The following is a 25934-nucleotide window of genomic DNA, read 5'->3' on the forward strand; positions in this document are numbered from 1 at the left end:
CGGGCCGGGGTAAGAGCGGTTCTCATAACAGGAAGCAGGCAAGAGGCACTTCATGCGCAGAGTCGTTGTAACCGGTCTTGGATTGGTCACTCCTTTGGCCAGCGGGGTCGAGGAAACCTGGTCGCGGCTGCTGGACGGAGAGTCCGGCGCTGGTCCCATCACGCATTTTGATGCGGAAGGCAGTGGTGTCACCACGACCTACGCCTGTGAGGTGCCCCGCGGGGACGGAACCAACGGGACCTTCAACCCCGATGACTGGATGCCGCCGAAAGAGCAGCGCAAGATCGAGGACTTTATCCTGTATTCCATCGCAGCCGCTGAAATGGCGTGCAAGGATGCGAACTGGTTGCCGGAAGATGAAGAGGACCGCCTGCGAACAGGTGTTCTGATCGGTTCTGGCATCGGGGGGTTGGGTTCGATCGCGAATACCGCCAATCTGATCCGCGACAAAGGCCCGCGCCGGGTTTCACCGTTCTTTATTCCGGGTGCTCTGATCAACCTGGCATCAGGTCAGGTGTCGATCCGGCATGGCTTCAAGGGGCCGAACCATTCGGTCGTGACGGCGTGTTCCACCGGTGCCCATGCAATCGGTGACGCCAGCCGTATCATTCGGGCAGGGGACGCAGACGTCATGGTCGCTGGTGGCGGCGAAGGCTGCATCTGCGAGATCGGCATCGCCGGGTTCAACGCATGCAAGGCGTTGTCGACCAAATATGCGGATAATCCAAAGGCGGCCAGCCGACCCTATGACGTTGACCGCGACGGATTCGTCATGGGCGAAGGTGCGGGCATCGTCATCCTGGAAGAGTATGAACACGCGAAGGCCCGCGGTGCGAAGATTTACGCCGAGGTGCTGGGCTATGGCATGTCGGGCGACGCATATCACATCACGGCACCGTCCGAGGACGGTGACGGGGCAGAACGTTCGATGAAAGCCGCGTTGCGCAGCGCGGGGCTGGAGCCGAAGGACCTGGACTACATCAACGCCCATGGCACCTCGACCATGGCGGATACGATCGAACTGGGTGCGGTCGAACGTCTGCTGGGAGACCACGCCGCGAACGCCACCATGACGTCGACCAAATCGGCAACCGGTCACCTTTTGGGTGCAGCGGGGGCGATCGAGGCAATCTTCTCGATTCTGGCGATCCGCGATCAGGTCGCACCTCCGACGATCAACCTGGACAACCCCGCGGTGGAGACACCGATTGATCTGGCCCCGAACGCCAAGCGTGAGCGCGAGATCAACGTGGCCCTGTCGAACTCGTTCGGGTTTGGCGGCACCAATGCCAGCGTGATCTTCGGAAAGGTCAACTAAATGTGGCGGGCCATTGCTTCGAACGCGCTGACCATTCTGGTGGTCGGCTTGTTTCTGATGGGAGGACTGATCCTTTGGGGTCAGACCCAGTACAAGGCCGAAGGCCCGCTTGAAACCGCAATCTGTCTTCAGGTCAGAAGCGGATCGAACATGACACGTGTCAGTCAGGAACTGGAAGAGCAGGGCGCGATCCGCAGTGCCACGATCTTTCGGATGGCCGCCGATTACACGGATCGGGCGCAGCAGTTGAAAGCCGGCAGCTTTCTGGTGCGGGAAGGCGCGTCGATGGAGCAGATCATCGACGAAATTACCAGCAGCGGTGCCAGCACCTGTGGATCCGAGATTGAGTATCGTATCGGTGTGACGCGTGCTCAGACCCGTGTGCGCGAGTTGAACCCTGCGACCCTGGATTTCGTCGAAATCGCGTCGTTTGATCCGTCGGAAGAAGAGGTGCCTGAGGCCTATACCGAGAAACGCAACGAGGCGGACACCCGTTACCGCGTGTCGCTGGCCGAAGGTGTGACCTCGTGGCAGGTGGTCCAGGCGTTGAAGGCGTTCGACGCATTGACAGGTGAGGTGACCGAGATCCCGGCCGAAGGGATGCTGGCGCCTGACAGTTACGATGTTGTGGCGGGCCTGGACCGTAACGACATTTTGCAGGCGATGCAGGACAAGCAACAATTGCGGATCAACGCCGTTTGGGAAAGCCGTCAGGACGGGTTACCGCTGCAAAGTCCCGAAGAAATGCTGATCCTTGCGTCGATCATCGAAAAGGAAACCGGAGTTCCGGAAGAGCGCGGGCAAGTGGCCAGTGTTTTTGTGAACCGGCTGAAACAGGGGATGCGGTTGCAGACGGACCCGACCGTCATCTATGGCGTCACCAAAGGGCAAGGCACGTTGGGGCGCGGGCTGCGCCGCAGCGAGCTGAACCGACCAACCCCATGGAACACCTATCAGATAGACGGTTTGCCGCCGACGCCGATTGCCAATCCGGGCTTGGCCAGCCTTGAAGCTGCTGTTGCGCCGGATGAAACGGATTTCGTGTTCTTCGTTGCCGATGGCACGGGTGGCCATGCATTTGCCGAAACTTTGCAGGAGCACAATCGCAATGTCGCCAAATGGCGCGAGATTGAGGCAGAGCAGAATTCGGGAAATTGATCTGAACGAAAAATGGTTTCGTTCATCGTGTTGCGCCAACGCCGGTCATTGAACCGGCGTTGGCTTTTTTGTGTTCCGATCTTAGGCCGCCGGACGTTTGCTGCGTGGACGACGCCGTTTGTTTGCTGCGGGTTTTCCTTCCCCGTTGGCAGGCTTGGGTTTGAACCCCCGGCGACGGTTGTTCGGGCGGCGCGCCGGTTTTTCAGGTTGCACGGCTTCGGGCATCGCGCCACTGGCCACCGGAATTTCGATCTTCATCAGCTTTTGAATTTGACGCAGCAGATCGACTTCCTCGGCCGAGCAGAAAGCGATGGCCTCGCCCTCGCGCCCGGCGCGGGCGGTGCGGCCGATGCGGTGGACATAGTTGTCGGGCACTTCGGGCAGGTCGTAGTTGATCACATAAGCCACGCCGGGGATGTCGATGCCGCGCGCGGCGACATCTGTGGCGACGAGGATGTTGATCTCACCCGCGCGGAAGGCCTTGATGGCGCGGTCGCGCTGGCCCTGGCTTTTGTTGCCGTGGATGGAGGCCGCGTTGTAGCCATCGGCGACGAGGCCTTTCATCAGCTTTTCAGCCCCGTGTTTGGTACGGGAAAAGACCAGCGTCAGGGCGTCCATATCCGCCGACAGGATTTCGCGCAGCTTGGCGGGTTTTGCGGGCTTTTCAACGAAGTGGATCGACTGGGTGATCTTGTCGGCCGCTTTGCCCGGAGGCGAGACCTGCACCCGCTGCGGGTTGGTCAGATAAGCGCGGCTGAGTTCCTCCATCTGCTTCGGCATGGTGGCCGAGAACAGCATGGTCTGGCGCGGCGTGCCCAGTTCCGGCGCGATGCGACGCAGGGCGTGGATGAAGCCCATGTCGAGCATCTGATCAGCCTCGTCCAGCACCAGATGGCGGACCGAGCTGAGGTCGACGGCGCGGCGCTCCATCAGGTCGATCAGGCGACCGGGGGTCGCGACAAGGATATCGGTGCCGCGCGACAGGAACATGATCTGCTTGTTGATCGACTGGCCACCGACGACGGTGGCGACGCGCAGTTTGGTCTTGTTGGTGAGGGTGCGCAGGCTGTCGGCGATCTGGTTGACCAGTTCGCGGGTCGGAGCAAGGATCAGCGCCTTGGCGGTTTTGGGATCGGGCTTTCCGGGTTGGGCCAGCAGGTGATCGATCAGCGGCAAGCCGAAGGCCAGCGTCTTGCCGGTGCCGGTCTGGGCCAGGCCAAGGATGTCGTGGCCGTTCAGGGCCAGCGGGATCGCCTGGTTCTGGATTGGTGTGGGTTGGGTGAAATTGGCGCGTTGCAGCGCGTCGTTCAGGGCGGGCGCGAGGCCCAGCATATCGAAGTCGAACAAATAACTATCCTTTGTCGCCCGAGGGGTTGGACCACGGGCAAGTCGCAATGGGCCGCATCCGCGACCGGCAGGGGTTGTGCGAGACCTCGGGACAGGCAGGCGGTTCCTGCGGTGTCCGGTCGTCGCGTCAAGAACCCTGCGTGATGGGGAACTATGGGTGGATCGGGCGCTGTGGGGGCTTTGGATGGCCCGGATGCTCACGCGGCAGCGCTGTTTGAGGGGCACATGCGGGTTGGGCGGGGGAATGTCAAGCTTTAGGCTGGGGTTTGTTACGTTCTGATTGAGGGTGTTGCTGCCCCTACTGGCCCAGTCCAACCGCCTGATGGATCGCAAATCCGGTGTTGACCGCGCGATAAGTCGGGAAGGGCATCCGCCCCGAGGTTTCGATATCGCGTCTTATCCAGTCGTGGTCTTCGAGCTGATGCAGCGAGGAGGACAAGGCGCGATCGGTGATGGGGGGCAGGTCCGATTTGATGGCCGAAAAGCGATGCGGGGTGCCGGTCAGGGCCAGGATCGGAACGGTCCAGGATTTACGGAGAAGCTTGCGGGTGCTGTCCTCGGGGGTGATCTTGAGGATTTCGTGGGCGGTCCGGGCGGCTTGAGCCCCGGCTTGGGTCAGGCGGAATTCGGGGCGCAGGGGATGGCCATGGCCGGGGTTCCGCTCGATCAGGTTGAGTTGGACAAGGTGGCCGAGGCTGGCCGCGAAGGCCGTTCGGCTGGCGCTGGTGGCGGTGAGCAGAGAGGCCTGACGTCCGGGCACGCCTGTGTGCATCAGCGCCAGAATGTTCAGCGACCACGCGCGCGAGGTGAGCTTGACAAGTAGTTTAATGTCCATAAAGTATAGTTACTATATTATCAGACATAAGGGAAGCTCGATGCCGCTTGTTTCATTGAAGAACACCATCACGTTTGCGATTTCAGTTAGGGACCGTCATGCCAGCGCGGATTGGTATCGCGACATGCTTGGCTTCGAGCTGGTCCACCATATCGACGAAGCGGGGTGGAGCGAAATGCGCACCAATGTCGACGGTGTGACCTTGGGTCTGGGGGAGCAGGCAAAGCCGTCGCCGGGCAATTGCGTGCCGGTCTATGAGGTTGCTGATATTGCTGTGGCGCGCGGCGCGTTGGAGGTGGCCGGGGTGGCGTTTGACGGCCCGACAGAGACGATCGAAGGCATGGTCAGCACGGCCACATTCTATGATCCGGACCAGAACGCCATGATGCTGGCGCAGGATCTGACCGACGGCTGATCTTAACACGGCGTACGGTGCGTGTTGCGTCGATGTTGCGTAACACATTGACTTTGCGAACTTAATCCCGTACAACTTATGTCATGCTAGAAGAGGTGGGCAACGGCCCCGGGGCGACCCGGTGGCCGTTTTTCGTTTCTCTCGTGCGGAAAAACTCACGCATGAGGTCACAGGCAAACATGACTTTGATTACCCCGGAAGAGCGGATTTCTCAGACGGCTGATTTACTGCAGTCGCTTGAGCGATCCATTCGCGATCTGCGTCAGGCAGCGGAAGAACTGCGAAAACAGATCGGCGCCGGGGAGGATGCAGACCTTGCCGGAACAGGCAAGCAACTGGGTCAGCTAGAGGGGCTGATCCGCAGTTGCCAGAAAGTGGAGACAAGCTTTGTCGAACAACATCACAGACAAGCCGGAATTGCCCAAGGGGGCTATGCGCTCGACCTTGATCGAGCTCGGTTTGAAGTCGGGTGCAGGCTGGCTCGCCTCCGCGCCTGTTGCGGTGCAGGACAGATTTCTGAGTGAGATCGGGGAGGGAGGGCTGTGTGCCCTCCCTTTCCTGTTCGAATTCTGGGCGATGCCGCATCAGTTGCCACCCGAGGGTGACTGGCGGTCCTGGGTGATCATGGGCGGGCGCGGTGCGGGCAAGACGCGCGCCGGGGCCGAGTGGGTACGGTCGATGGTCGAGGGGTCTTTGCCATTGGATAAGGGCCAGGCCTGTCGGGTGGCTTTGGTTGGTGAGACCTTCGATCAGGTACGCGATGTGATGATCTTTGGCGACAGCGGGATATTGCAATGTTCGCCCCCGGATCGGCGACCCACGTGGAAGGCATCTGAGCGCAAGCTGATCTGGCCCAACGGGGCCGAGGCTCAGGCGTTTTCGGCACATGATCCCGAAGGGCTGCGCGGGCCGCAGTTCGATGCGGCCTGGGTGGATGAGCTGGCCAAGTGGAAGAAAGCGGGCGATACCTGGGACATGCTGCAATTTGCGCTGCGTTTGGGCGAGAGGCCCCGGGTCTGCGTGACCACGACGCCGCGCAATGTGAAGGTGCTGAAGGATCTGCTGGCGTCGCCCTCCACGGTGCAGACCCATGCACCGACCGAGGCGAACAGAGCCAATCTGGCGGCGTCGTTTCTGGAGGAAGTGCGCGCGCGCTATGCCGGCACGCGGCTGGGGCGGCAGGAGCTGGACGGGGTGTTGCTGTCGGATGCGGACGGCGCGCTGTGGACGGGTTCGATGCTTGAGGCGGCGCGCTGCGCACAAGTGCCCGAATTGGATCGCATCGTGGTGGCGCTGGACCCGGCGGTGACGTCCGGGTCAGGCGCGGATGCCTGCGGGATCGTGGTGGTTGGCGCGCAAGTGCAAGGCCCGCCCGAGGCGTGGCGCGCCTATGTGCTGGCTGACCGGACGGTGCAGGGCGTTGGCCCGGCAGGCTGGGCGAAGGCGGCGATTGACGCGATGGACGAATTCGGGGCCGAACGGCTGGTGGCCGAGGTCAATCAGGGTGGGCAGTTGGTGGAAGAGGTCGTGCGGCAGGTGGACCCTCTGGTCCCGTTCCGGCCGGTGCGTGCGTCACGTGGCAAGGTCGCGCGGGCAGAGCCTGTGGCGGCCCTGTATGAGCAGGGACGGGTGTCGCATGTTGCCGGGTTGGACGCGCTGGAGGAGCAGATGTGCCAGATGACCGCGAGGGGGTTCGAAGGGCAGGGCTCACCCGACCGGGTCGATGCTCTGGTCTGGGCGTTGCATGAGTTGGTTGTGGGGCCTGCGGGGGTGTATCGGCGGCCTCGGGTGCGGAGTCTGTGAAGGCCTTGTTCTCTTGTGGCTATGATCACCCGGTAAAAGTGCAATATTCTTCTTGATATTTGCGCAGCAGGGTCAGTAGACGACGAGGCCGTTCGTCATCTTGCAATTCAGCCATGCCAAACGGGTAGTACTTTACTGGTGCATTAGGAATGGGGATGTGAGGGTTACCATGCGGAGTAGGCGTGTAGGGATCTGTAAACAAGAAAATCATGTCTGCGAATTTGACGCAACTCTCTAGTTCTACGAACCTCCAAAGTGCGCTGTCAGTGTTATGGGGGTCAGGAACCTGAGTCCGAGCCAAATCAAACGTCAGGCCGTATATGCGCGTCCCTTGCTTTCTGGTTTCTTCGATTTCAACAGTTGCGTCGCAACCTGCCACCTTGATTTGCTGTTTGACACGTATTTCTGGAAACCAGTGGTTGCCAACCTTGTTTCCTCCTGAAACCTGTCGGGTCTCGGACACCTCTTGAATCTCATGAGCGAGAGATAATCGCGCGTCTTTGGCAAGCGCCATGTTGCAATCTAAGGGCAACAGAGAAAATAGGATTGAGACCATTCTGACGTAATTTACTGTCAACGACGCAGATCCTTACATACGTTGGCGGAAGCGCGGGATAATTCGAGTATGGTCCTCGATTGACACCAACACGCCAAGTTGTAAAGGGTTTGGGGCCTGCAATCTTAAGGTGTTGAAAATGTCCTGCAAAAAAACGTATTTCTTACTTGTTGCTTTGGCGCTTCTTGGGTGTTTTGGCACGCTTTGGTACTTTGATCAGCCCGGCTTCAGCGGGAAGCACAGAATGGGAACTTTGCTGGTTACAGCATTGATAATCGCAGGTCTTACAAGGCACTATTTTGTAGGTATGCGAGACGACGACTAGCCTTGGCGGATATGCCTTTAGTGTTCTGCGCATTTCTTTGACAGATATCCACCCGTTGCCCACCCCCCGTACGCCCCATTCCCAAGCCTTAAACTTCTTTCCGTCATAACTCCTTTCAACAAGCCGGGCAGAGCGGCGGCAGAAAGGAGCACAGATGGTATTCGATTTCTTGCGTCGTGGATCGGCTGAAGCGGCGCCCGAGGCAAAAGCAAGCGCGGCTGGGCCGGTGGTGGCGTGGCAGACGGGCGGGCGCGTGGCCTGGAGCCCCAGGGACGCGGTGTCGCTGACGCGGACGGGGTTTTTGGGGAACCCAGTGGGGTTTCGATCCGTCAAGCTGATTGCCGAGGCGGCAGCGGCGCTGCCTTTGGTGCTGCAGGATCAGGCGCAGCGCTTTGATGCGCATCCGATCCTGTCCCTGATGCGCCGTCCGAATGCGACGCAGGGGCAAGCGGAGTTGATGGAGGCCTTGTTCGGGCAGTTGCTGTTGTCGGGCAATGCCTATGTCGAGGCGGTTCAGGCTGAAGAAGGGCTGCCGGTTGAGCTGCATGTGCTGCGATCCGACAGGATGAGCGTGGTGCCGGGGTCGGATGGATGGCCCAAGGCGTATGACTATGCGGTTGGCGGCAAGAAGCATCGGTTTGCGGCGGAAGCCATCAGCCATATCAAATCGTTTCACCCTCAGGATGACCACTACGGGTTCTCGCCGATGCAGGCGGCGGCGATGGCGATTGATGTGCATAACAGCGCGTCGCGATGGTCGAAATCGCTGCTGGACAACGCGGCGCGGCCTTCGGGGGCTTTGGTCTGGAAAGGCGATGGCCACGGGGTGATGGCCGAAGATCAGTTCCGGCGTCTGTCAGACGAGATCGAGGCGAACTATCGCGGGGCGCGCAATGCAGGCCGTCCGATGGTTCTGGAAGGCGGGCTGGATTGGAAGCCGATGGGGTTCTCTCCGTCCGATATGGAGTTTCAAAAGACCAAGGAAGCCGCCGCCCGCGAGATCGCGCTGGCCTTCGGTGTCCCGCCAATGCTGCTGGGGATCCAGGGTGACGCGACCTATTCGAACTATCAGGAGGCCAACCGGGCGTTCTATCGCCTGACCGTTCTGCCCCTGGTGACGCGGGTGGCGGCGGCGGTGTCGGACTGGCTGGCGGGCTTTACCGGCGAGAAACTGGTGTTGAAGCCTGACCTGGATCAGGTGCCCGCGCTGTCGGCAGAACGTGATGCGCAATGGGCGCGGGTCAACGGGGCCGATTTTCTGACGGATGCGGAAAAGCGCGCGTTGCTGGGGCTGCCGGAGCGTGCAGATGGGTGAGGGGTATCCCTCGTTCGAGTGCGCGCCAGGTCTGCGTCTGGCCGCGCATGAGCGGGTGGCCGAGATTCAGCACGCGCATCTGTGTCGGCGTCTGGATCAGATCGAAGAGATGATGGAGCGGCTGGACCGCCGGCTGTGGCTGACGGTCTATGGCGTGGCGGCGGTGATCCTGGCACAGGCGTTTCAATCCCTCTTGGTGGTCGCGCCATAAGTTCAATGGGTTACATGGAGAAGTTCATGGATTTAGAGCATAAATTCGCACGGTTCGGCGACGGTTTTTCGGTTACGGATGACGCGGCAATCGAGGGCTATGCCAGCCTGTTTGGGCAGGTCGATCAGGGCAGTGACGTGGTGCAGCGTGGCGCCTATCGCGGCTCGCTTGACAGGCTGGCCAGAGCGGGTCAGCGCGTCAAGATGCTGTGGCAGCATGATCCGGCCCAGCCCATCGGCGTGTGGGACGAAGTGCGCGAGGACGACAAGGGCCTGTGGGTCAAGGGGCGTTTGCTGGAGAGCACGCAGAAGGGCCGCGAGGCGGCAGAATTGATCCGGGCAGGTGCGATGGATGGTCTGTCGATCGGCTACCGCACCAAACGGGCCGTGAAGAATGACAAGGGCCAGCGGGTCCTGACCGAACTGGAGCTGTGGGAGGTGTCATTGGTGACCTTCCCGATGCTGCCCAGTGCGCGGGTGGCGGCGAAGGGAAGGACACCTGACGCCGAGGAAGCCCTGCGCTGTATTGCCGACGTATTCAACGATGCCCGGCAGGAGCTGGCGCGGACCTAGCGCGCCTCAAAACCACTCAGAACAGGACATGCTGATGAGCAAGACCGAAACCCCGGCCTTGACCGGAGAGGGTGCGCCCCTGGTTCAGGAGGTGAAGCGGGCGATGGCTGGCTTCGTGAATGAATTCAAGGGCCTGAAAGCCGAAGTTAATACAAAACTGCAACAGACAGAAGAGCGACTGACCATGCTGGATCGTAAATCAACAATCGCGGTACGCCCGCATCTTGCCGCTTCGATCGAAGACGGAGCCCCGCATCAGAAGGCATTTGACGCCTATGTGCGGTCCGGCGAAGATGACGGGCTGCGTGGCCTCGAGATGGAGGGCAAGTCCCTGTCAGCAGCGGTCAACAGCGACGGTGGCTATCTGGTTGATCCGCAGACTGCCGAGACGATCAAGTCGGTTTTGAACTCGACCGCCTCGATCCGTTCGATTGCATCGGTCGTGAATGTCGAGGCAAATTCGTTCGACGTGCTGATCGATCACACCGATGTAGGTGCGGGCTGGGCTGACGAAAACTCGGCCACAGCGGAGACCGGAACACCGTCGATCGATCGCATCTCGATCCCGCTGCACGAGCTGAGCGCGCTGCCCAAAGCGTCGCAGCGCCTGCTGGATGACAGCGCCTTCGACGTCGAGGGCTGGCTGGCCGGGCGCATTGCCGACAAGTTTGCACGCGCCGAGGCGGCGGCATTCATCAACGGCGATGGCGTCGACAAGCCCAAGGGGTTGATGATCCACCGAGCGGTGCCGAATGATGGCTGGTCCTGGGGCAGCCTTGGCTATGTAGCGACCGGTATTGATGCGGGTATTGATGCGGATGCGATTGTCGATGTGGTTTATGCGCTGGGCGCGCAGTACCGGGTCAACGGGACCTTCGTGATGAATTCGAAGACCGCAGGTGTGATCCGCAAGCTGAAGGACAGCGATGGCCGCTTCCTGTGGTCCGATGGTTTGGCCGCAGGTGAGCCGGCGCGTCTGATGGGGTATCCGGTTCTGATCGCCGAGGACATGCCGGATGTGGCAACCGACAGTTTCTCGATAGCCTTTGGTGACTTCCAGGCTGGTTACACCATTGCCGAACGTCCTGATCTGCGCGTGCTGCGCGACCCGTTCAGCGCCAAGCCACATGTCCTGTTCTATGCGACCAAGCGCGTCGGCGGCGATGTCAGCGATTTTGCTGCGATCAAGCTGGTGAAATTCGGCACCGCCTAACGCGTGCTGAATCCGGGGGGCCTTGGCCCCTCGGACGGCGGGCGCGGGCCGGAGTGAGATCCTCTGCGTTGTCTAGCTGTTCCCCTCCGTCCGAGCAACGTGGGGCGGCGCGTGCCCGCCATTTTCCAAGGATGGGGCCCTGGAGGGGTCCGAGATTGCGGAGTGAGTGGATGATGTTGATCGAAGAGACCGCCATCGCGGATGCGGCGCTGCCGGTGGAACAATTCAAGGCGCATCTGAGGTTGGGCACGGGCTTTGCCGAGGATGATGTGCAGAATGAAGTGTTGAAGGGGTTCCTGCGGGCCGCCATCGCGGCGATCGAGGCGCGTACTGGCACGGTTCTGATCACACGGGATTTCTCGTGGAGTTTGCACAGGTGGCGCGACCCGTCGGGCGAAGTGCTGCCTGTGGCCCCGGTGGTTTCAGTGCAGGCCGTGACCCTGACTGACAAACAAGGAGGTGAAACAGTTGAGGACGCCGCGACCTATCGGCTGGAGCATGATAGTCAGCGGCCCCGGATCCGCCCATTGGGTTTCAGCCTGCCTGCCATCGAAACGGGTGGTTCCGTAAAGATTTCGTTTGTCGCGGGGATGGCGCAGGATTGGGGCGGGTTACCTGCCGATCTTGGGCAAGCCGTGCTGCTGCTGGCGGCGCATTACTATGAATACCGGGATGAAACCTCATTGGGCGCTGGATGTATGCCCTTTGGTGTCACCAGCCTGATCCAGCGCTATCGCGTGGTGCGTTTCGGGGCGGGGGTATCGCAATGAATACGCCGCATCTGAACCGTAAGTTGGTGCTGGAGGCGCCCATGCGAAGTGCTGATGGGGCGGGAGGCTATACCGAAACATGGGCTGCGATGGGGACACTGTGGGCCGAGGTGACGGCGCGCAGTGGCGCGGAACGGCAGATCGCCGGAGCGTCTGTGTCGCGTGTCGGGTACCGCATCGTGGTACGCGGAGCGCCCATGGGATCTTCGATGCGCCCCGCGCCAGATCAGCGGTTTCGCGAGGGAAATCGCTGTTTCGTAATCCGGGCCGTGGCCGAGCATGACCCGCGCGGCAAGTTCCTGACCTGTTTCGCAGATGAAGAGGTGGCGGCATGAGCTATGGCGTTTCCGCTGCTTTGCAGGCGGCCGTGTATCAACAGCTTTCAGCGGACGCGGCAGTCAGCAGCCAATCGGGGGGCGCGATCTATGATGCCGTACCCGCAGGAACCGTGCCGCAGACCTATGTGACGCTGGGCCCCGAAGAGGTGCGGGACGCGTCGGACCGAACAGGCGCGGGCGCGATACACCGCTTCACCGTTTCGGTGGTGTCCCAGGAGGCAGGGTTCGGTGCTGCCAAAACACTGGCCGGCGCGGTGTGTGACGCGCTGGAAAACGCGCCACTCAACCTGGGTCGCGGGCGTTTGGTGGGGCTGTGGTTCGAGCGGGCCTCGGCCCGGCGCACCGGGACCGGCGGCACCATCCGCCAGATCGACCTGAAATTCCGCGCCCGCGTGGAAGATGACTAAGCAATCAACGGAGAGAGCACATGGCTGCCCAGAACGGAAAAGACCTGTTGGTCAAAATGGATATGAACGGTACCGGCCTGTTCCAGACCATCGCGGGGCTGCGGGCCACGCGCATAAGTTTCAATGCTGAAAGTGTGGATGTCACCAGTCTGGAAAGCCAGGGTGGATGGCGCGAGCTTTTGTCCGGGGCGGGGGTCAAATCGGCTTCGATCTCTGGCTCGGGCGTGTTCAAGGATGCTGGCACGGATGAACGCGCGCGGCAGTTGTTCTTTGATGGCGAAACTCCAGCCTTTCAGGTCATCATCCCTGATTTCGGGATTGTAGAAGGCCCGTTCCAGGTGACCAGCATCGAGTACGCGGGCTCGCACAACGGTGAGGCGACCTATGAGATGAGCATGGCCAGTGCCGGTGCTCTGACCTTCACGGGGCTTTGATCCGATGGCCAATCCGTGGACAGGCGAGGTGGCGCTGACCATCGATGGCGAGCAGCGGGTGCTCAAACTGACGCTTGGTGCTTTGGCGGAGTTGGAGCAGGAGCTGAATGCTGGGTCGCTGGTTGAGCTGGTGCAGCGGTTTGAGGGCGGTGCGTATTCCAGTGCGGATGTTCTGGCGCTGATCGTTGCCGGTTTGCGGGGCGGTGGCTGCCACATTGCCCGGACCGACCTTATGCATGCCGAGATCGAAGGCGGCCCCATGGCTGCCGCCAGAACCGCAGCCGAATTGTTGGCGCGCGCCTTCATGGTGCCGGAGGGCGCATGAGCGGGTTCGACTGGCCTGTCCTGATGCGGGCCGGATTTCTGGGGCTGCGACTGACGCCGGATCAATTCTGGCGTCTGACCCCGGCAGAGCTGCGGCTGATGCTGGGGCAGGGTTCCGGAGCGCCCGCAATGAACCGGGCGGGGTTGGACGCTTTGCAGGCGGCCTATCCGGACAAGACACAAGGAGAGCGTGATGACAGATCGTGACGGGTTTGATGACCTGCAAGAACGAGGCGAAGCGTTGGGCGATTCCCTCGGCGATGCTGCGACTATGGCGGCGGCGTTTGACAGCCAGATGAAGCGCGTCAGCGCCGCATTTGAAGAGACCGGCAAGGATGTCGCGACGCTGGAGCGCGGCATGTCCAGCGGATTGCGCAAGGCCTTCGATGGTGTCGTTCTGGATGGGATGAGCCTTTCCGGTGCGTTGGATATCCTGAAGAACTCTTTGATCCAAACGGCTTATGCGGCTGCGATCAAGCCGGTGACGGACCACTTTGGCGGCATGCTGGCCAACACGGTCGGCGGGTTGGTGAAGGGAATTCTGCCCTTTGCCGATGGCGGAAGCTTCAGCCAGGGCCGGGTGATGCCCTTCGCCAATGGCGGTGTGGTCAGCGGCCCGACCATGTTTCCCATGCGCGGCGGCACCGGGCTGATGGGAGAAGCCGGGCCAGAGGCGATCATGCCGCTTGCGCGCGGGGCCGATGGCAAGCTGGGCGTGCGGACGCAAGGCGCCGGGCGTGCCGTGAATGTGGTGATGAACATTTCGACACCTGACGTGCAGGGGTTCCGCCGCTCTCAGGGGCAGATTGCGGCCCAGATGAGCCGCGCGCTGGGGCGCGGCAATCGCAACAGGTAAATCAGGGAGCAGCTGATGAATTTCCACGAGGTGAGATTTCCCGCCAGCCTGAGCTTTGGCTCGGTCGGGGGGCCGGAACGGCGCACGGACATCGTGACGCTGGCCAATGGTTTTGAAGAGCGCAACACGCCGTGGGCCCATTCGCGTCGCCGATATGATGCGGGGCTGGGGATGCGGTCGCTGGACGATATCGAGACACTGATTTCGTTCTTCGAAGCGCGGCAGGGCCAGATGTTCGGCTTTCGCTGGAAAGACTGGTCGGATTTCAAATCCGGCAAGGCCACGGCGGACATCAATTTCGGAGATCAGGTGATCGCGAAAGGCGACGGAACACGCACCGAATTCCAGTTGATCAAGACCTACCAATCGGGCGGGGTAAGCTATGCGCGCCCCATCGTGAAACCGGTATTGGGGACGGTGCGTCTGGGGCTGGATCAGGATGAGGTCCGCGAGGGTGTGGATTTTGACGTTGATCTGACGACGGGCAGGGTCACGTTTGCGGACCCGCCGCCGGAAGAGGTCGATATCACCGCGGGTTATGAATTTGACGTGCCGGTGCGCTTTGACACCGACAAAATCCAGACCAGCGTTGCCAGTTTTCAGGCCGGCGACGTACCGAACGTTCCAGTGGTCGAGGTGCGCATCTGATGGCTGAAGATATCAAGGGCCTGCACGCGCATCTGCAAAGCGGGTTGACAACGGTCTGCCGCTGTTGGGCGATCAAGCGCACGGACGGTCAGGAATACGGTTTCACCGACCACGACAGGGAGCTGAGTTTTGACGGGTTGACCTTCAAGGCAAGTACCGGCCTGACGGCCGCCGCCATCGAGCAGGCCACGGGCCTGTCCATCGACAACACAGAAGCGATGGGCGCACTGGCTGACGCGGCCATTCGCGACGAGGATATCGAAGCGGGGCGTTTTGACGGGGCCGAAGTGCGCGCCTGGCTGGTCAATTGGGCAGATCTGGATCAGCGCATCCTTCAGTTCCGTGGTTCAATCGGTGAGTTGCGCCGCTCTGGCGGCGCGTTCCATGCGGAATTGCGTGGCCTGACCGACTTGCTGAACCGCCCTTTGGGGCGTGTTTACCAAAAGCCGTGCACGGCTGTGTTGGGGGATCGGGCCTGCCGGTTCAACACCGACACGCCGGGGTATTGGTTCAACGGTGTGATCTCGGGTTTCGATGGCGGCACCCTTTTGCATGTTGCAGGAGGTCAGACCATTGAAGAAGGCTGGTTCGAACGGGGGCGCGTGGACGTTTTGTCCGGTTCTGCCAAGGGGTTGTGGTCTTCGATCAAGAACGACAGGCAGACGGCAACCGGGCGGGAAATCACGCTTTGGTCCGGTTTCGGGGCCAGCCTGGCGATCGGCGACAGCGTGAAACTGCGGGCAGGATGCGACAAGCGCATGGAAACCTGCCAGTTCAAGTTCAACAACTTTCTGAATTTTCAAGGGTTTCCAGATCTTCCAGGCGAAGACTGGGTCATGGCTGTTCCCAAGAAAAGCAAAACCAATAGCGGAGGCAGCTTACGGTGACGATACGTAGAGAGGATATTGTGACAGAGGCGCGCAATTGGCTTGGAACGCCTTATGTGCATCAGGCCTCGGTCAAAGGTGCCGGTGCGGATTGTCTGGGCCTGTTGCGCGGCGTTTGGCGCGCCGTGATCGGGCGGGAACCTGAATCTGTTCCGGCCTACAGCATGGACTGGTCCGAACCGCAGGGCGAGGAACGGATGTGGGTGGCTGCCAGGCGGCATCTGGTCGAAAAACCAATAGGCAAGATGGCATCGGGGGATGTTCTGCTGTTTCGGATGCGCGACGCAAGCGTCGCCAAGCATCTGGGCATCGTCAGTACTACGCACCCCGAACCCCGCTTTATTCACGCGTATTCCGGCCACGGCGTGGTGGAAAACGCACTGAGCAGGCCTTGGTGCCGCCGTATCGTTTCCTGTTTCGAATTCCCGATGGAGATGCATTGATGGCCACTATTCTTCTTTCTGCAGCCGGGGCCGCGCTGGGCGGTTCGATCGGGGGCACGGTTGCGGGCCTTTCAACCGCAATTATCGGTCGGGCTGTTGGTGCGACGGTCGGGCGGATCCTTGATCAGAAGTTCTTTAACCAGTCCGTTATGGGCAGTGGCAGTGAAGTCGTCGAAACCGGTCGCATGGATCGGTTTCGGTTGACGGAAACCGGCGAAGGTGCGCCGGTGACCACCGTGTTTGGCCGTATGCGTGTGGGCGGTCAGGTCATTTGGGCTTCGGATTTTCTGGAGACCCAGACAACGACCACAGAGGGTGGCGGCGGCGGGGGCAAGGGGAAACCCAAGACCCCTGAGGTGACTACCGTCACGTACAGTTACTCGATTTCGCTGGCGATTGCGGTTGGTGCCGGTGAGATCGCCGATGTCGCGCGCATTTGGGCGGATGGAGAAGAACAAGATCGATCCGGCTTCAATATGCGGGTTTACCATGGCACGTGGGACCAGTTGCCGGACCCGCTGATCGAGGCGATTGAAGGCGCCGGAACGGTTCCGGCTTATCGCGGAACCGCCTATGTCGTGATCGAGGACTTCCCGCTCGGCACTTTTGGCAATCGGGTGCCGCAGTTTTCATTTGAAGTTGTGCGCCCCACGCAGCAGGACATGCCCGATCACGACAGTGCATTGCCTCAGATCGTGCGCGGGGTTGCCATGATACCGGGGACCGGGGAATACGCTCTGGCCAGCTCTCAGGTGAATTATTCACAATCTGGCAAGAGCTGGCCTGCCAACGCACATTCCGCGTCCGGCACCTCGGATCTTGTCTCCTCGACCCGAGCGCTGGAAAGCGAGTTGCCCAATTGTGATGCCGCATCTTTGGTGGTGTCGTGGTTCGGCGATGACCTGAGATGCGGACACTGCAAGATCCGGCCAAAGATCGAACAGCGTGAGATCGACAGCAGCGACATGCCCTGGATCGTATCTGATCAGGCCCGAAGCGACGCCGGGCTTGTGGTGCGACAAAACGGCCGCCCGGTCTATGGGGGGACACCGGCCGATGTGGCCGTGGTCGAGGCGATCCGCCATCTGAACCAATCCGGCAAGCGGGTAATGTTTTACCCCTTTATCCTGATGGAGCAATTGACGGGGAACGGGCTGCCTGATCCCTGGTCGGATGCGTCAAGTCAGCCTCACCTGCCATGGCGTGGGCGGATCACCTTGGATGTGGCGCCGGGGCGTCCCGGTTCCGCGGACCAGACGGCATCTGCCGATGCGCAGGTCGCCGCGTTCTTCGGAACAGCACGTGCGCAGGATTTTGCGATCAACCAGGATACGAACGGATCGGGCGGCACCGGTGGTGGCTCGGGTGGTCTGGTCAGGCCCAGACCGGGTGGTCGGCCTGACGACAGAGGGGATACCGGTTTAACTTGGGTCTCCGGGGGCGGTACCTTTGGCGGGCTGCTGGGGGACAGCGGCGTCACGGCCAAAGAAATCATCCAATATTCCGGCCCTCAGGAATGGAGCCTGCGGCGTTTCATTCTGCACTATGCCATGCTGTGCAAGGCTGCCGGCGGCGTTTCGTCATTCTGCATCTCGTCGGAGATGCGTGGCCTGACCCAGATCAGGGGGGCTTCGGGCTTTCCGGCCGTTGCGCAGCTTCGCGCCTTGGCGGCCGAGGTGCGTCAGATTCTGGGGCCGGACACGAAAATCGGCTATGCAGCGGATTGGAGCGAGTATTTCGGATACCAGCCAAAAGGCACCAGCGACAGGTATTTTCACCTCGACCCTCTTTGGGCGGACGACAACATCGATTTCATCGGCATCGACAACTACATGCCGTTGTCCGATTGGCGTGACGGTGAACACCATCTGGACGCCGAGGCCGGCGCGCCTTCGATTTACGACCTGGGGTACCTTCGCAGCAATATCGAAGGCGGTGAAGGGTATGACTGGTACTACGCCTCTCCGGAAGAGGCGGAAGCGCAGATCAGGACTCCGATCGAAGATCAGGGGCATGACGAGCCGTGGATCTGGAGATACAAGGACCTGCGCAACTGGTGGTCGAATCCGCATCACGAACGGATCGGAGGTGTGCGTCAATCCAATCCGACCGATTGGGTGCCCGCATCGAAACCGATCTGGTTCACCGAGTTGGGGTGTGCGGCAATCGACAAGGGCACGAACCAGCCGAACAAATTCCTGGACCCGAAGTCATCGGAATCGCTGTTGCCCGCGTATTCAAACGGGCTGCGCGACGACTTCATTCAGGTTCAGTATCTGACGGCGATGCTTGGCTATTGGAGCGATCCGAAGGTCAATCCGATCTCGGACATCTACGGCGCGCCGATGCTGGACATGGCAAACGTGTATGTCTGGGCATGGGATACCCGTCCGTTTCCGACCTTTCCGAACCTGAAAAGACAGTGGGACGATGGCGAGAACTATCCCAGAGGGCACTGGCTGAACGGTCGGTCCGGGTCTCGTACGTTGGCCTCCGTGGTGACCGAAATCTGCCACGGTGCAGGTGTCACGGATATAGACGTCTCTGGTCTGTACGGTGTGGTTCGCGGGTATGTCCTCGAAGACGTGACGAACGCCCGTTCCGCCTTGCAGCCGCTGATGCTGCGCTATGGGTTTGATGCGATCGAAAGGGATGGAGTGTTGAAGTTCCAGATGCGCGACGGGTACGGCGCAGTTGCCTTGAACCCCGACCATCTGGCGATCAGCAGCGATCTTGAGGGCACGGTCGAACACCGGCGCGAGGCCGAGGCCGAAATGACCGGGCGCGTTCGTCTGCGCTTTGTTCAGTCGGACGCGGATCATGACGTCGTCGCGGAGGAGGCGGTTTTGCCCGATGATCGCACCCATTCCGTATCGGTGAATGAGATGCCTCTGTCCATGACCCGCACCGAAGGGCGGCAAACGACCGAACGCTGGTTGAGCGAAGCCAGAGTTTCCCGCGATACGGTTCGGTTTGCGCTTCCGCCGTCTCAAATGCACCTGGGGGCAGGGGATCTGGTTCGTTTGACAGACGCTGAAACCGGGCCGGTGTACCGGATCGACCGGTTGGAATCCGCTGACCTGCAACTGGTTGAAGCGGTCCGGATCGAACAGGGCGTGTACAAGGCGTCCGAATTGAATGATGACCCGGCAACGGTCAAACCATATGCGGCGCCGGTCCCCGTGCTGCCGGTTTTTCTGGATCTGCCCTTGATCACGGGCGCCGAGGCCCCTCATGCGCCCTATCTGGCCGTTACCGGGGATCCATGGCCCGGGGCGGCAACGGTCTATTCCTCGTCCAGTGATGATGGCTATCGCCTGAGCGACGTCATTGCCCAGCGGGCAGTGGTCGGCGTGACCGAAACACCGCTGAGGCGCGCCAGTGTCGGTGTCTGGGATGAGGGCCCTGCCTTGAAGGTCAAACTGCTTACGGGTCAGTTGGAATCCCGTCCGCGCAGCTCGGTGATGAATGGCGTCAATCTGGCTGCAATCGGTGACGGAACACCGGGTAACTGGGAGGTTTTTCAGTTCGCTGACGCGGCGCTCGAGGCCCCGGATGTATACGCGTTGTCCGGGCGGCTCAGGGGTCAACTGGGAACAGACGCTTTGATGCCTGATGTCTGGCCGGATGGATCAGTATTCGTGCTGCTGAATGACAGGGTGCAACAGATCAGCCTGCTGCGAAACGAAAGGCGTCTTGCCAAACACTATCGCATTGGGCCTGCGACCCGCGGCTATGATGATCCGTCCTATCAACACCTGATTGCCTCGTTTGCAGGCAACGGATTGCGCCCCTATGCGCCTGTGCACATGCGGGTTCGGTCTGGTACCGCCGGGGATGAGCTTACGTGGATCCGACGTGCCCGAACGGATGCGGATGACTGGTCGGGGCTGGAGATTCCCTTGGGCGAAGAAAGCGAATCCTACCTGGTCCGTGTCATTGCGAGTGGAACCGTTCTGCGCGAAGAACTGACATCCGAACCAAGGTGGACCTACTCGACGGCCATGAAAGCGGCGGATGGTCTGTCCGGGGGCTATGAGGTCGAAGTGGCCCAGGTATCTGCTGTATTCGGACCGGGTGCCTGGTCGCGTCTTGCGGTTGGGCACGCTGCCTAATGCGGCCGGTTCTGCATGGGGATGTCAGTGCTGCGGCGCGCGCCTTGCTGGCCGTGCCGCAGCCGGACAGGGGGGCTTTGTGTGTGCGGATGATCCACGAGGCGGAATTGGCCGACAGGCATTTGGAGCGCACGGGCAAGCTCCACCCGGTTTACGGCAATGGTTCTCTCATGGCCGTTGCACGAAACAGGGCCCTGGCCGATGAACCCGGGTTTGACGATCTGCAATATTGCCAGTGTTTTGAGATGGTTCTGCACCAGCTTGCCAGATTTCAGGCTAGCCGGACGCGCAGCTGACGCATTTGCTGGCGGCCAGATCCAGATTCAGACGCCCATCCGGAATGCGCTCGCCGCAGTCTTCGCAATATCCGAACTCGCCGTCGTCAAGCCGGTCCAACGCTGCCAGAAGCCGGCGTGTTTCCACATCGCGATTGGCCTGCTGTGCCTTGGCCATGGCCTGATTTTGCAGCGCATCCATGCGGCTCAGCCGTCCAACGGCCTGTTGATCCAGTTCGACAACGGCCTGAGCCTGCTGCCCCGACGCTGACATCTGCTGCAATTCCACCAATCGCACGCGAATTCGTGTTTCGAAATGGGTGCGCTCTGACTCATTCATTTTCGTTACATGACCGATCATGGGTTTGCGTTTGGTCTTTTTGCCACTAAATGGCATTCTAGGCGCAGCAAAGGATCAAAGCCATGTTCGAAAAGCGCAGCCATGTGACACCGGTTGATCCGGTCTGGACCCGTATCACATCCGAAGCCCATGCGGCCGTCGAGAAAGAGCCCCTCATGGGGGGGCTCGTGCACGCCTGTATCCTGCATCACCGCAGCCTTGAACGCGCGCTTTCATATCGGGTGGCGGCCAAGCTGTGTTCGAACGAAATGTCGATGATGGTTCTGCGTGAAATCGTGGATGAGGCATATGCCGACGATCCGGGTTTGCTCGAAGCTGCTCGGGCGGACCTTATGGCCGTTTACGAACGTGACCCGGCCTGCCATCGGCTGTTGCAGCCGATCCTGTATTTCAAAGGGTATCAGGCCATGCAGGCATATCGCGTGGCCCATTGGTTGTGGCGCAAGGGGCGCTATGATTTGGCCTATTTCTTCCAGATGCGTTCGTCCGAGATTTTCGGGATCGACATTCACCCGGCAGCCAAAATCGGAAAGGGCATCATGATCGACCATGCCCATTCCATCGTGATTGGCGAGACGGCAGTGGTGGGCGACAACGTGTCGATGCTGCACTCGGTGACACTGGGCGGAACGGGCAAGGAAGAAGAAGACCGTCATCCAAAAATCGGAGACGGTGTTCTGATCGGGGCCGGGGCCAAGGTGCTGGGCAACATCACCATTGGGCATTGCAGCCGCATCGCTGCCGGTTCGGTGGTGTTGCAAGAGGTGCCGCCCTGCAAGACCGTCGCCGGTATCCCCGCCAAGATCGTGGGGGAAGCCGGGTGCGACCAGCCTTCGATCTCGATGGATCATATGCTGGGCAAGGATCAGTAGCAGCTCAGCGAGAGCGGTTGGCGCGTTTGTCCAACCGCTTGCGCCGCCGTTCTTCCCGTTTTTGTTTGCGAAGCTCTTGCCGTGTGTCCTGTGCGGCTTTCTGCCGGGCAATCGCGGCCGGATCGTTTGGCTTGAACTTTGAATGCTCACCCGGATAGCCGTTGGGCTTTGCCAAGGCAAAGTCAGGTGACATGGCTGCCGGAAACGCCGAAACAGTCAGGCTGAGAAAGAGATTTTTTGAGAGCATCGCGCACCTGCCTTCCGTCTGCTTCCAATGGAAGGAAGTGGGGCGTCTTGATGCATCGGGCAATCGGTGCCCCGATCACGCAAGTCCAACTCAGTGAAAACACTTGAGGCTGCCCGCGCTCCGGCTGTCCGGGGCACAGGCATTATTCGGGTCGTCAAGCCAGCATGACCATCGGGTTTTCCAGGTTGTCGACAATAGCCTTGAGCAGTTCTGCCCCCAGCGCGCCGTCGATGACGCGGTGATCGACGGACATGGTAACGGACATTACGGTCGCCACCGTCAGTTCTCCATCATCCCCGACAACGGGCTTTTTCACGCCGGTACCCACCGCCAGAATGCCGGCATGAGGCGGGTTCACGATGGCGTCGAAATTGTCGATGCCGAACATACCGAGGTTCGAGATGGCAAACGTGCCACCCTGATACTCGTGCGGTGCCAGCTTGCGTTCGCGGGCGCGAGCGGCGAGATCCTTCATCTCGGTCGAAAGCGCCGACAGAGATTTCATGTCGGCGTCCTGAAGAACCGGGGTGAACAACCCGCCCTCGATCGCGACCGCTACGGCCACGTCCGACGGCTTGAGTTGCAACACGCGGTCGCCCGCCCAGACGGCGTTGCAGGCTGGAACCTGCTGAAGCGCGTTGGCGACGGCCTTGATGATGAAGTCGTTGACGCTCAGCTTCACGCCACGGCCTTCCAACTGCTTGTTCAACTGGCTGCGGAACTTCAGCAGCGCGTCCAGCTTGATGTCGCGGCGCAGGTAGAAATGCGGGATGGTCTGTTTGGCTTCACCCAGGCGTACGGCAATGGTTTTGCGCATACCGTCGAGCTTGATTTCCTCGTACGGGCGGCCTTCGTACATCCGCGCGACCATATCCGCCGATGGACCAGACGGAGCTGCAGGGGCAGCTGCGGGCGCGGCGGCGGGAGCTGTGGCAGGAGCTGCTGCCGGAGCGGTGGCAGTTGCGCCTTCGACATCGACCTTGACGATGCGACCGTGCGGGCCGGAACCGGCAATCTGCGTCAGGTCGAGACCTTTTTGTGCAGCAATCCGGCGGGCCAGCGGCGAGGCAAAAATCCGACCACCATCCGCCTTGGCCGGAGCGGCCGGGGCAGGGGCAGGCGCCTCGGGTGCCGCTGGCGCGGCAGCCTCGTTGCCCGCGGCGGCTGGTGCCGCCTCCGGGGCTTTGGCCGGGGTCGCGGCGATGTCATCGGCGCTTTCGCCATCTTCCAGCAAAATCGCGATAGCGGTGTTGACCTTGACCCCTTCGGTGCCTTCGGGGATCAGAATCTTGCCGATGGTGCCTTCGTCAACGGCCTCGAACTCCATCGTGGCCTTGTCGGTTTCGATCTCGGCCAGCAGATCACCGGAGGAGACGGTATCGCCTTCCTTAACCAGCCATTTTGCAAGCGTACCTTCCTCCATCGTCGGGGACAGGGCGGGCATCAGAATTTCTGTAGGCATCTGTCTGTCGCTCCTTACCGGTAGGTCACTTGTTTGACGGCGGCGATCACCTCATCGGTGGTGATCAGGGCCAGCTTTTCGAGATTGGCGGCATAGGGCATCGGCACGTCCTTGCCAGTGCAATTGATGACCGGCGCGTCGAGGTAATCAAACGCCTCCTGCATCACGACCGAGCTGATATAGCTGCCCACCGAACCTTGCGGCCAGCCTTCTTCCACAGTCACCAGACGGTTGGTCTTCATCACCGAGTTTATGATCGCACCGGTATCCATCGGACGGATGGTGCGCAGATCGATGACCTCGGCGCTGATGCCGTCTTCGGCCAGCTTGTCTGCGGCTTCCAGTGCGTATTGCATGCCGATGCCGAAGCTGACGATGGTCACGTCCGAGCCTTCGCGCCAGATGCGCGCCTTGCCCAGCGGCACGGTCAGGTCATCGACCTGCGGCATGTCGAAAGTGCGACCATAGAGGATTTCGTTTTCCAGGAAGATCACCGGGTTGGGGTCGCGGATGGCCGATTTCAGCAGACCTTTGGCGTCGGCTGCCGAATAGGGCATGACGACCTTCAGGCCGGGGATCTGCATGTACCAGGCGGCATAGTCCTGGCTGTGCTGGGCAGCCACGCGCGCGGCGGCGCCGTTGGGGCCGCGGAACACGATCGGACAACCCATCTGACCGCCGGACATGTACAGCGTCTTGGCGGCCGAGTTGATGATCTGGTCGATCGCCTGCATCGCGAAGTTGAACGTCATGAACTCGACGATCGGCTTCAGACCGCCAAAGGCCGAACCCACGGCGATGCCGGCAAAGCCGTGCTCGGTGATCGGTGTGTCGATCACGCGCTTGGGGCCGAATTCGTCCAGCAGACCCTGGGAAATCTTGTATGCGCCCTGATATTCCGCGACTTCCTCGCCCATCAGATAGACGTCTTCGTCGTTGCGCATTTCTTCGGCCATCGCGTCACGCAGAGCTTCGCGAACGGTTTCGGATTTCATCTCGGCATCTGCCGGCCAGTCGGGCGACAGGTCGACCACCGGCGCAGCGGGGGCCGCAGCGGCAGGAGCGGGGGCCTCGACCGCCGCCGGGGCGGCTTCGGTCACCGCTGCGGCTGCGGGTGCAGCCGCGGTCACGGCCGAGGCGTCTTCGCCTTCCTCGACCAGAACCGCAATCGGGGTGTTCACTTTGACCCCTTCACTGCCTTCGGCGATCAGGATCTTGCCGACGATGCCCTCGTCGACAGCTTCAAATTCCATTGTCGCCTTGTCGGTCTCGATTTCGGCCAGGATGTCACCGCTGGATACGGTGTCGCCTTCCTTGACCAGCCATTTGGCCAGCGTGCCCTCTTCCATCGTGGGCGAAAGGGCGGGCATGAGAATTTCGGTTGCCATGTCTTATTCGTCCTCTCAGGCGTAAATGTCGGTCCAGAGCTCTTCAACGGCGGGCTCGGGGCTTTCTTTCGAGAATTCGGCGGCTTGGTTCACGATCTCTTTGATTTCCTTGTCGATCGCCTTCAGGTCATCCTCGGTCGCGTGTTTGCCGGTCAGCAGCAGCTCGCGCACATGTTCGATCGGGTCGCTTTGTTCGCGGACTTTCTGAACCTCTTCGCGGGTGCGGTACTTGGCCGGGTCGGACATCGAGTGGCCGCGATATCGGTAGGTCTTTACCTCAAGAATGTATGGGCCCTTGCCGGCGCGGCAGTGGGCAACGGCCTTTTCACCAGCGGCTTTGACGGCCAGCACATCCATTCCGTTGACGATCTCGCCGGGGATGCCGAAGGCTTCGCCGCGTACATAAATATCGGGTGACGAGGTCGAACGCGCCTGGGCTGTGCCCATGGCGTATTGGTTGTTCTCGATCACGAAAACCACGGGAAGATCCCACAGAGCGGCCATGTTGAACGTCTCATAGACCTGGCCCTGGTTTGCGGCACCATCGCCGAAATAGGTAAAGGTCACGCCGCCATTTTCCTTGTACTTGTCGGCAAAGGCCAGACCTGCACCCAAAGGCACCTGCGCGCCGACGATGCCATGGCCCCCATAGAAATGCTTTTCTTTCGAGAACATGTGCATCGAACCGCCCTTGCCCTTGGACAGGCCGCCTTCGCGCCCGGTCAGTTCGGCCATCACGCCGCCCGGGTCCATGCCACAGGCCAGCATATGGCCGTGGTCACGATACGAGGTGATCCGCTTGTCGCCGTCCTGTGCTGCCGCTTCGAGCCCGACAACAACCGCCTCTTGACCGATGTACAGGTGGCAGAACCCGCCGATCAGACCCATGCCATAAAGCTGACCCGCCTTTTCTTCGAATCGACGGATCAGAAGCATCTCGCGGTAGTATGTCTTGAGTTCTTCCGCAGAAACATTTGGTTTCTTTGTGGTTTTTCGCGCAGCCATAGTGGCGATCTCCCCCTTTCGGCAAGATAGTTTA

Annotated in this window: 30 protein-coding genes; 22 read left to right on the forward strand and 8 right to left on the reverse strand. The window is 60.8% G+C overall.

Features of this window, described 5'->3' with window-relative positions:
- The first annotated feature begins 52 nt into the window (after positions 1 to 52).
- Together fabF and mltG are read left to right on the forward strand one after the other, a co-directional pair.
- Positions 53 to 1318 carry a beta-ketoacyl-ACP synthase II gene (fabF, locus tag ACR0LI_RS03470; protein ID WP_171631648.1) on the forward strand — a complete coding sequence of 422 codons (1266 nt, stop codon included), beginning with the start codon at positions 53 to 55 and terminating at the stop codon, positions 1316 to 1318.
- Positions 1319 to 2476: an endolytic transglycosylase MltG gene (gene mltG / locus ACR0LI_RS03475; RefSeq protein WP_480490465.1), complete on the forward strand. Its 1158-nt coding sequence runs from the start codon at positions 1319 to 1321 to the stop codon at positions 2474 to 2476.
- Positions 2477 to 2557: 81 nt separating this feature from the next.
- Here the strand turns inward: mltG and ACR0LI_RS03480 are convergent, their stop codons facing one another.
- Positions 2558 to 3823 carry a DEAD/DEAH box helicase gene (locus tag ACR0LI_RS03480; protein ID WP_480490464.1) on the reverse strand — a complete coding sequence of 422 codons (1266 nt, stop codon included), beginning with the start codon at positions 3821 to 3823 and terminating at the stop codon, positions 2558 to 2560.
- A 298-nt stretch (positions 3824 to 4121) separates the two neighbouring features.
- Positions 4122 to 4658, reverse strand: coding sequence for a winged helix-turn-helix transcriptional regulator (locus tag ACR0LI_RS03485; protein ID WP_480490463.1), 537 nt, complete (start codon positions 4656 to 4658; stop codon positions 4122 to 4124).
- 40 nt (positions 4659 to 4698) lie between these two features.
- On the opposite strand from ACR0LI_RS03485, the gene ACR0LI_RS03490 reads away from it, so the two are divergent.
- From ACR0LI_RS03490 to ACR0LI_RS03500, 3 genes are all read left to right on the forward strand, one after another.
- Complete coding sequence (locus ACR0LI_RS03490; protein ID WP_480718011.1) at positions 4699 to 5073, forward strand: VOC family protein; 375 nt, start codon at positions 4699 to 4701, stop codon at positions 5071 to 5073.
- Positions 5074 to 5252: 179 nt separating this feature from the next.
- Positions 5253 to 5597 (forward strand): hypothetical protein, encoded by a 345-nt coding sequence (locus ACR0LI_RS03495; RefSeq protein WP_480490459.1) that lies wholly within the window; start codon positions 5253 to 5255, stop codon positions 5595 to 5597.
- Positions 5506 to 6876, forward strand: a complete 1371-nt coding sequence (locus ACR0LI_RS03500; protein ID WP_480718012.1) for a DNA-packaging protein — start codon at positions 5506 to 5508, stop codon at positions 6874 to 6876. The genes ACR0LI_RS03495 and ACR0LI_RS03500 overlap by 92 nt, the downstream gene beginning before the upstream one ends.
- A gap of 25 nt (positions 6877 to 6901) precedes the next feature.
- Here the strand turns inward: ACR0LI_RS03500 and ACR0LI_RS03505 are convergent, their stop codons facing one another.
- On the reverse strand, positions 6902 to 7390 hold the full coding sequence (locus tag ACR0LI_RS03505; RefSeq protein ID WP_480718013.1) for a hypothetical protein: 489 nt from the start codon (positions 7388 to 7390) through the stop codon (positions 6902 to 6904).
- Between the two features lie 521 nt (positions 7391 to 7911).
- Here ACR0LI_RS03505 and ACR0LI_RS03510 point away from each other — a divergent pair.
- The 16 genes from ACR0LI_RS03510 to ACR0LI_RS03585 all read left to right on the forward strand — a co-directional run bounded on the left by ACR0LI_RS03510 (position 7912) and on the right by ACR0LI_RS03585 (position 20586).
- The gene (locus tag ACR0LI_RS03510; protein ID WP_480718014.1) at positions 7912 to 9072 is read left to right on the forward strand and encodes a phage portal protein; all 1161 of its coding nucleotides are present in this window, start codon (positions 7912 to 7914) and stop codon (positions 9070 to 9072) included.
- Positions 9065 to 9283 carry a GTA head formation protein, RCAP_rcc01685 family gene (locus ACR0LI_RS03515; protein ID WP_171723054.1) on the forward strand — a complete coding sequence of 73 codons (219 nt, stop codon included), beginning with the start codon at positions 9065 to 9067 and terminating at the stop codon, positions 9281 to 9283. The genes ACR0LI_RS03510 and ACR0LI_RS03515 overlap by 8 nt, the downstream gene beginning before the upstream one ends.
- Positions 9284 to 9309: 26 nt before the next feature.
- Positions 9310 to 9855: an HK97 family phage prohead protease gene (locus ACR0LI_RS03520; RefSeq protein ID WP_253283233.1), complete on the forward strand. Its 546-nt coding sequence runs from the start codon at positions 9310 to 9312 to the stop codon at positions 9853 to 9855.
- Positions 9856 to 9889: 34 nt separating this feature from the next.
- The gene (locus ACR0LI_RS03525; RefSeq protein ID WP_480718015.1) at positions 9890 to 11068 is read left to right on the forward strand and encodes a phage major capsid protein; all 1179 of its coding nucleotides are present in this window, start codon (positions 9890 to 9892) and stop codon (positions 11066 to 11068) included.
- Between the two features lie 170 nt (positions 11069 to 11238).
- Positions 11239 to 11838 (forward strand): head-tail connector protein, encoded by a 600-nt coding sequence (locus ACR0LI_RS03530; protein ID WP_480718016.1) that lies wholly within the window; start codon positions 11239 to 11241, stop codon positions 11836 to 11838.
- Positions 11835 to 12173, forward strand: coding sequence for a phage head closure protein (locus tag ACR0LI_RS03535; protein WP_171723058.1), 339 nt, complete (start codon positions 11835 to 11837; stop codon positions 12171 to 12173). Before ACR0LI_RS03530 ends, ACR0LI_RS03535 begins: the two co-directional genes overlap by 4 nt.
- A complete protein-coding gene (locus ACR0LI_RS03540) occupies positions 12170 to 12583 on the forward strand; it encodes a DUF3168 domain-containing protein (RefSeq protein WP_171723059.1) in 414 nt (137 codons plus the stop codon). The genes ACR0LI_RS03535 and ACR0LI_RS03540 overlap by 4 nt, the downstream gene beginning before the upstream one ends.
- 20 nt (positions 12584 to 12603) lie before the next feature.
- Positions 12604 to 13017, forward strand: a complete 414-nt coding sequence (locus tag ACR0LI_RS03545; protein ID WP_171723060.1) for a phage major tail protein, TP901-1 family — start codon at positions 12604 to 12606, stop codon at positions 13015 to 13017.
- A 4-nt stretch (positions 13018 to 13021) separates the two neighbouring features.
- Entirely contained in the window at positions 13022 to 13342 is a 321-nt protein-coding gene (locus ACR0LI_RS03550) for a gene transfer agent family protein (protein WP_171723061.1), read from the forward strand.
- Entirely contained in the window at positions 13339 to 13548 is a 210-nt protein-coding gene (locus tag ACR0LI_RS03555; RefSeq protein WP_209832770.1) for a rcc01693 family protein, read from the forward strand. The genes ACR0LI_RS03550 and ACR0LI_RS03555 overlap by 4 nt, the downstream gene beginning before the upstream one ends.
- On the forward strand, positions 13535 to 14197 hold the full coding sequence (locus tag ACR0LI_RS03560) for a phage tail tape measure protein (RefSeq protein WP_480718017.1): 663 nt from the start codon (positions 13535 to 13537) through the stop codon (positions 14195 to 14197). Before ACR0LI_RS03555 ends, ACR0LI_RS03560 begins: the two co-directional genes overlap by 14 nt.
- Positions 14198 to 14212: 15 nt before the next feature.
- A complete protein-coding gene (locus ACR0LI_RS03565; RefSeq protein ID WP_171723064.1) occupies positions 14213 to 14845 on the forward strand; it encodes a DUF2460 domain-containing protein in 633 nt (210 codons plus the stop codon).
- On the forward strand, positions 14845 to 15732 hold the full coding sequence (locus tag ACR0LI_RS03570) for a DUF2163 domain-containing protein (protein WP_480718018.1): 888 nt from the start codon (positions 14845 to 14847) through the stop codon (positions 15730 to 15732). The genes ACR0LI_RS03565 and ACR0LI_RS03570 overlap by 1 nt, the downstream gene beginning before the upstream one ends.
- The gene (locus tag ACR0LI_RS03575) at positions 15729 to 16175 is read left to right on the forward strand and encodes an NlpC/P60 family protein (protein ID WP_210092500.1); all 447 of its coding nucleotides are present in this window, start codon (positions 15729 to 15731) and stop codon (positions 16173 to 16175) included. The genes ACR0LI_RS03570 and ACR0LI_RS03575 overlap by 4 nt, the downstream gene beginning before the upstream one ends.
- Positions 16175 to 20290, forward strand: a complete 4116-nt coding sequence (locus tag ACR0LI_RS03580) for a baseplate multidomain protein megatron (RefSeq protein WP_480718019.1) — start codon at positions 16175 to 16177, stop codon at positions 20288 to 20290. The genes ACR0LI_RS03575 and ACR0LI_RS03580 overlap by 1 nt, the downstream gene beginning before the upstream one ends.
- The gene (locus ACR0LI_RS03585; protein WP_152458306.1) at positions 20290 to 20586 is read left to right on the forward strand and encodes a DUF7742 family protein; all 297 of its coding nucleotides are present in this window, start codon (positions 20290 to 20292) and stop codon (positions 20584 to 20586) included. Before ACR0LI_RS03580 ends, ACR0LI_RS03585 begins: the two co-directional genes overlap by 1 nt.
- Here ACR0LI_RS03585 and ACR0LI_RS03590 read toward each other — a convergent pair.
- The gene (locus tag ACR0LI_RS03590) at positions 20567 to 20905 is read right to left on the reverse strand and encodes a TraR/DksA family transcriptional regulator (protein ID WP_171631697.1); all 339 of its coding nucleotides are present in this window, start codon (positions 20903 to 20905) and stop codon (positions 20567 to 20569) included. The two genes, ACR0LI_RS03585 and ACR0LI_RS03590, sit on opposite strands and share 20 nt — an antisense overlap.
- Before the next feature lie 83 nt (positions 20906 to 20988).
- Between ACR0LI_RS03590 and cysE the strand changes: the two genes are divergently transcribed.
- Entirely contained in the window at positions 20989 to 21798 is an 810-nt protein-coding gene (gene cysE / locus ACR0LI_RS03595) for a serine O-acetyltransferase (protein WP_152458304.1), read from the forward strand.
- Between the two features lie 4 nt (positions 21799 to 21802).
- Here the strand turns inward: cysE and ACR0LI_RS03600 are convergent, their stop codons facing one another.
- From ACR0LI_RS03600 to pdhA, 4 genes are all read right to left on the reverse strand, one after another.
- Positions 21803 to 22045 (reverse strand): hypothetical protein, encoded by a 243-nt coding sequence (locus ACR0LI_RS03600; protein WP_480718020.1) that lies wholly within the window; start codon positions 22043 to 22045, stop codon positions 21803 to 21805.
- Between the two features lie 154 nt (positions 22046 to 22199).
- Positions 22200 to 23507, reverse strand: a complete 1308-nt coding sequence (locus tag ACR0LI_RS03605) for a pyruvate dehydrogenase complex dihydrolipoamide acetyltransferase (protein ID WP_480718021.1) — start codon at positions 23505 to 23507, stop codon at positions 22200 to 22202.
- A gap of 14 nt (positions 23508 to 23521) precedes the next feature.
- A complete protein-coding gene (locus ACR0LI_RS03610) occupies positions 23522 to 24895 on the reverse strand; it encodes a pyruvate dehydrogenase complex E1 component subunit beta (protein WP_171631707.1) in 1374 nt (457 codons plus the stop codon).
- Between the two features lie 15 nt (positions 24896 to 24910).
- Complete coding sequence (pdhA, locus tag ACR0LI_RS03615; RefSeq protein WP_171115415.1) at positions 24911 to 25900, reverse strand: pyruvate dehydrogenase (acetyl-transferring) E1 component subunit alpha; 990 nt, start codon at positions 25898 to 25900, stop codon at positions 24911 to 24913.
- Between the last annotated feature and the right edge of the window lie 34 nt (positions 25901 to 25934).

The sequence above is a fragment of the Ruegeria sp. CL7 genome (assembly GCF_056536445.1).

Excerpts from the sequence above, each read along its gene's own strand:
- ACR0LI_RS03565 (WP_171723064.1), top strand. The coding sequence starts at position 14,213 with ATGAATTTCCACGAGGTGAGATTTCCCGCCAGCCTGAGCTTTGGCTCG.
- ACR0LI_RS03525 (WP_480718015.1), top strand. The coding sequence starts at position 9,890 with ATGAGCAAGACCGAAACCCCGGCCTTGACCGGAGAGGGTGCGCCCCTG.
- ACR0LI_RS03540 (WP_171723059.1), top strand. The coding sequence starts at position 12,170 with ATGAGCTATGGCGTTTCCGCTGCTTTGCAGGCGGCCGTGTATCAACAG.
- ACR0LI_RS03580 (WP_480718019.1), top strand. The coding sequence starts at position 16,175 with ATGGCCACTATTCTTCTTTCTGCAGCCGGGGCCGCGCTGGGCGGTTCG.
- ACR0LI_RS03510 (WP_480718014.1), top strand. The coding sequence starts at position 7,912 with ATGGTATTCGATTTCTTGCGTCGTGGATCGGCTGAAGCGGCGCCCGAG.
- ACR0LI_RS03495 (WP_480490459.1), top strand. The coding sequence starts at position 5,253 with ATGACTTTGATTACCCCGGAAGAGCGGATTTCTCAGACGGCTGATTTA.
- ACR0LI_RS03505 (WP_480718013.1), bottom strand. The coding sequence starts at position 7,390 with ATGGCGCTTGCCAAAGACGCGCGATTATCTCTCGCTCATGAGATTCAA.
- ACR0LI_RS03530 (WP_480718016.1), top strand. The coding sequence starts at position 11,239 with ATGATGTTGATCGAAGAGACCGCCATCGCGGATGCGGCGCTGCCGGTG.
- ACR0LI_RS03515 (WP_171723054.1), top strand. The coding sequence starts at position 9,065 with ATGGGTGAGGGGTATCCCTCGTTCGAGTGCGCGCCAGGTCTGCGTCTG.
- ACR0LI_RS03585 (WP_152458306.1), top strand. The coding sequence starts at position 20,290 with ATGCGGCCGGTTCTGCATGGGGATGTCAGTGCTGCGGCGCGCGCCTTG.
- ACR0LI_RS03555 (WP_209832770.1), top strand. The coding sequence starts at position 13,339 with ATGAGCGGGTTCGACTGGCCTGTCCTGATGCGGGCCGGATTTCTGGGG.
- mltG (WP_480490465.1), top strand. The coding sequence starts at position 1,319 with ATGTGGCGGGCCATTGCTTCGAACGCGCTGACCATTCTGGTGGTCGGC.
- ACR0LI_RS03550 (WP_171723061.1), top strand. The coding sequence starts at position 13,022 with ATGGCCAATCCGTGGACAGGCGAGGTGGCGCTGACCATCGATGGCGAG.
- ACR0LI_RS03500 (WP_480718012.1), top strand. The coding sequence starts at position 5,506 with ATGCGCTCGACCTTGATCGAGCTCGGTTTGAAGTCGGGTGCAGGCTGG.
- ACR0LI_RS03520 (WP_253283233.1), top strand. The coding sequence starts at position 9,310 with ATGGATTTAGAGCATAAATTCGCACGGTTCGGCGACGGTTTTTCGGTT.
- ACR0LI_RS03545 (WP_171723060.1), top strand. The coding sequence starts at position 12,604 with ATGGCTGCCCAGAACGGAAAAGACCTGTTGGTCAAAATGGATATGAAC.
- ACR0LI_RS03535 (WP_171723058.1), top strand. The coding sequence starts at position 11,835 with ATGAATACGCCGCATCTGAACCGTAAGTTGGTGCTGGAGGCGCCCATG.
- ACR0LI_RS03605 (WP_480718021.1), bottom strand. The coding sequence starts at position 23,507 with ATGCCTACAGAAATTCTGATGCCCGCCCTGTCCCCGACGATGGAGGAA.
- pdhA (WP_171115415.1), bottom strand. The coding sequence starts at position 25,900 with ATGGCTGCGCGAAAAACCACAAAGAAACCAAATGTTTCTGCGGAAGAA.
- ACR0LI_RS03590 (WP_171631697.1), bottom strand. The coding sequence starts at position 20,905 with ATGAATGAGTCAGAGCGCACCCATTTCGAAACACGAATTCGCGTGCGA.
- ACR0LI_RS03570 (WP_480718018.1), top strand. The coding sequence starts at position 14,845 with ATGGCTGAAGATATCAAGGGCCTGCACGCGCATCTGCAAAGCGGGTTG.
- ACR0LI_RS03490 (WP_480718011.1), top strand. The coding sequence starts at position 4,699 with ATGCCGCTTGTTTCATTGAAGAACACCATCACGTTTGCGATTTCAGTT.
- ACR0LI_RS03485 (WP_480490463.1), bottom strand. The coding sequence starts at position 4,658 with ATGGACATTAAACTACTTGTCAAGCTCACCTCGCGCGCGTGGTCGCTG.
- ACR0LI_RS03600 (WP_480718020.1), bottom strand. The coding sequence starts at position 22,045 with ATGCTCTCAAAAAATCTCTTTCTCAGCCTGACTGTTTCGGCGTTTCCG.
- cysE (WP_152458304.1), top strand. The coding sequence starts at position 20,989 with ATGTTCGAAAAGCGCAGCCATGTGACACCGGTTGATCCGGTCTGGACC.
- fabF (WP_171631648.1), top strand. The coding sequence starts at position 53 with ATGCGCAGAGTCGTTGTAACCGGTCTTGGATTGGTCACTCCTTTGGCC.
- ACR0LI_RS03560 (WP_480718017.1), top strand. The coding sequence starts at position 13,535 with ATGACAGATCGTGACGGGTTTGATGACCTGCAAGAACGAGGCGAAGCG.
- ACR0LI_RS03610 (WP_171631707.1), bottom strand. The coding sequence starts at position 24,895 with ATGGCAACCGAAATTCTCATGCCCGCCCTTTCGCCCACGATGGAAGAG.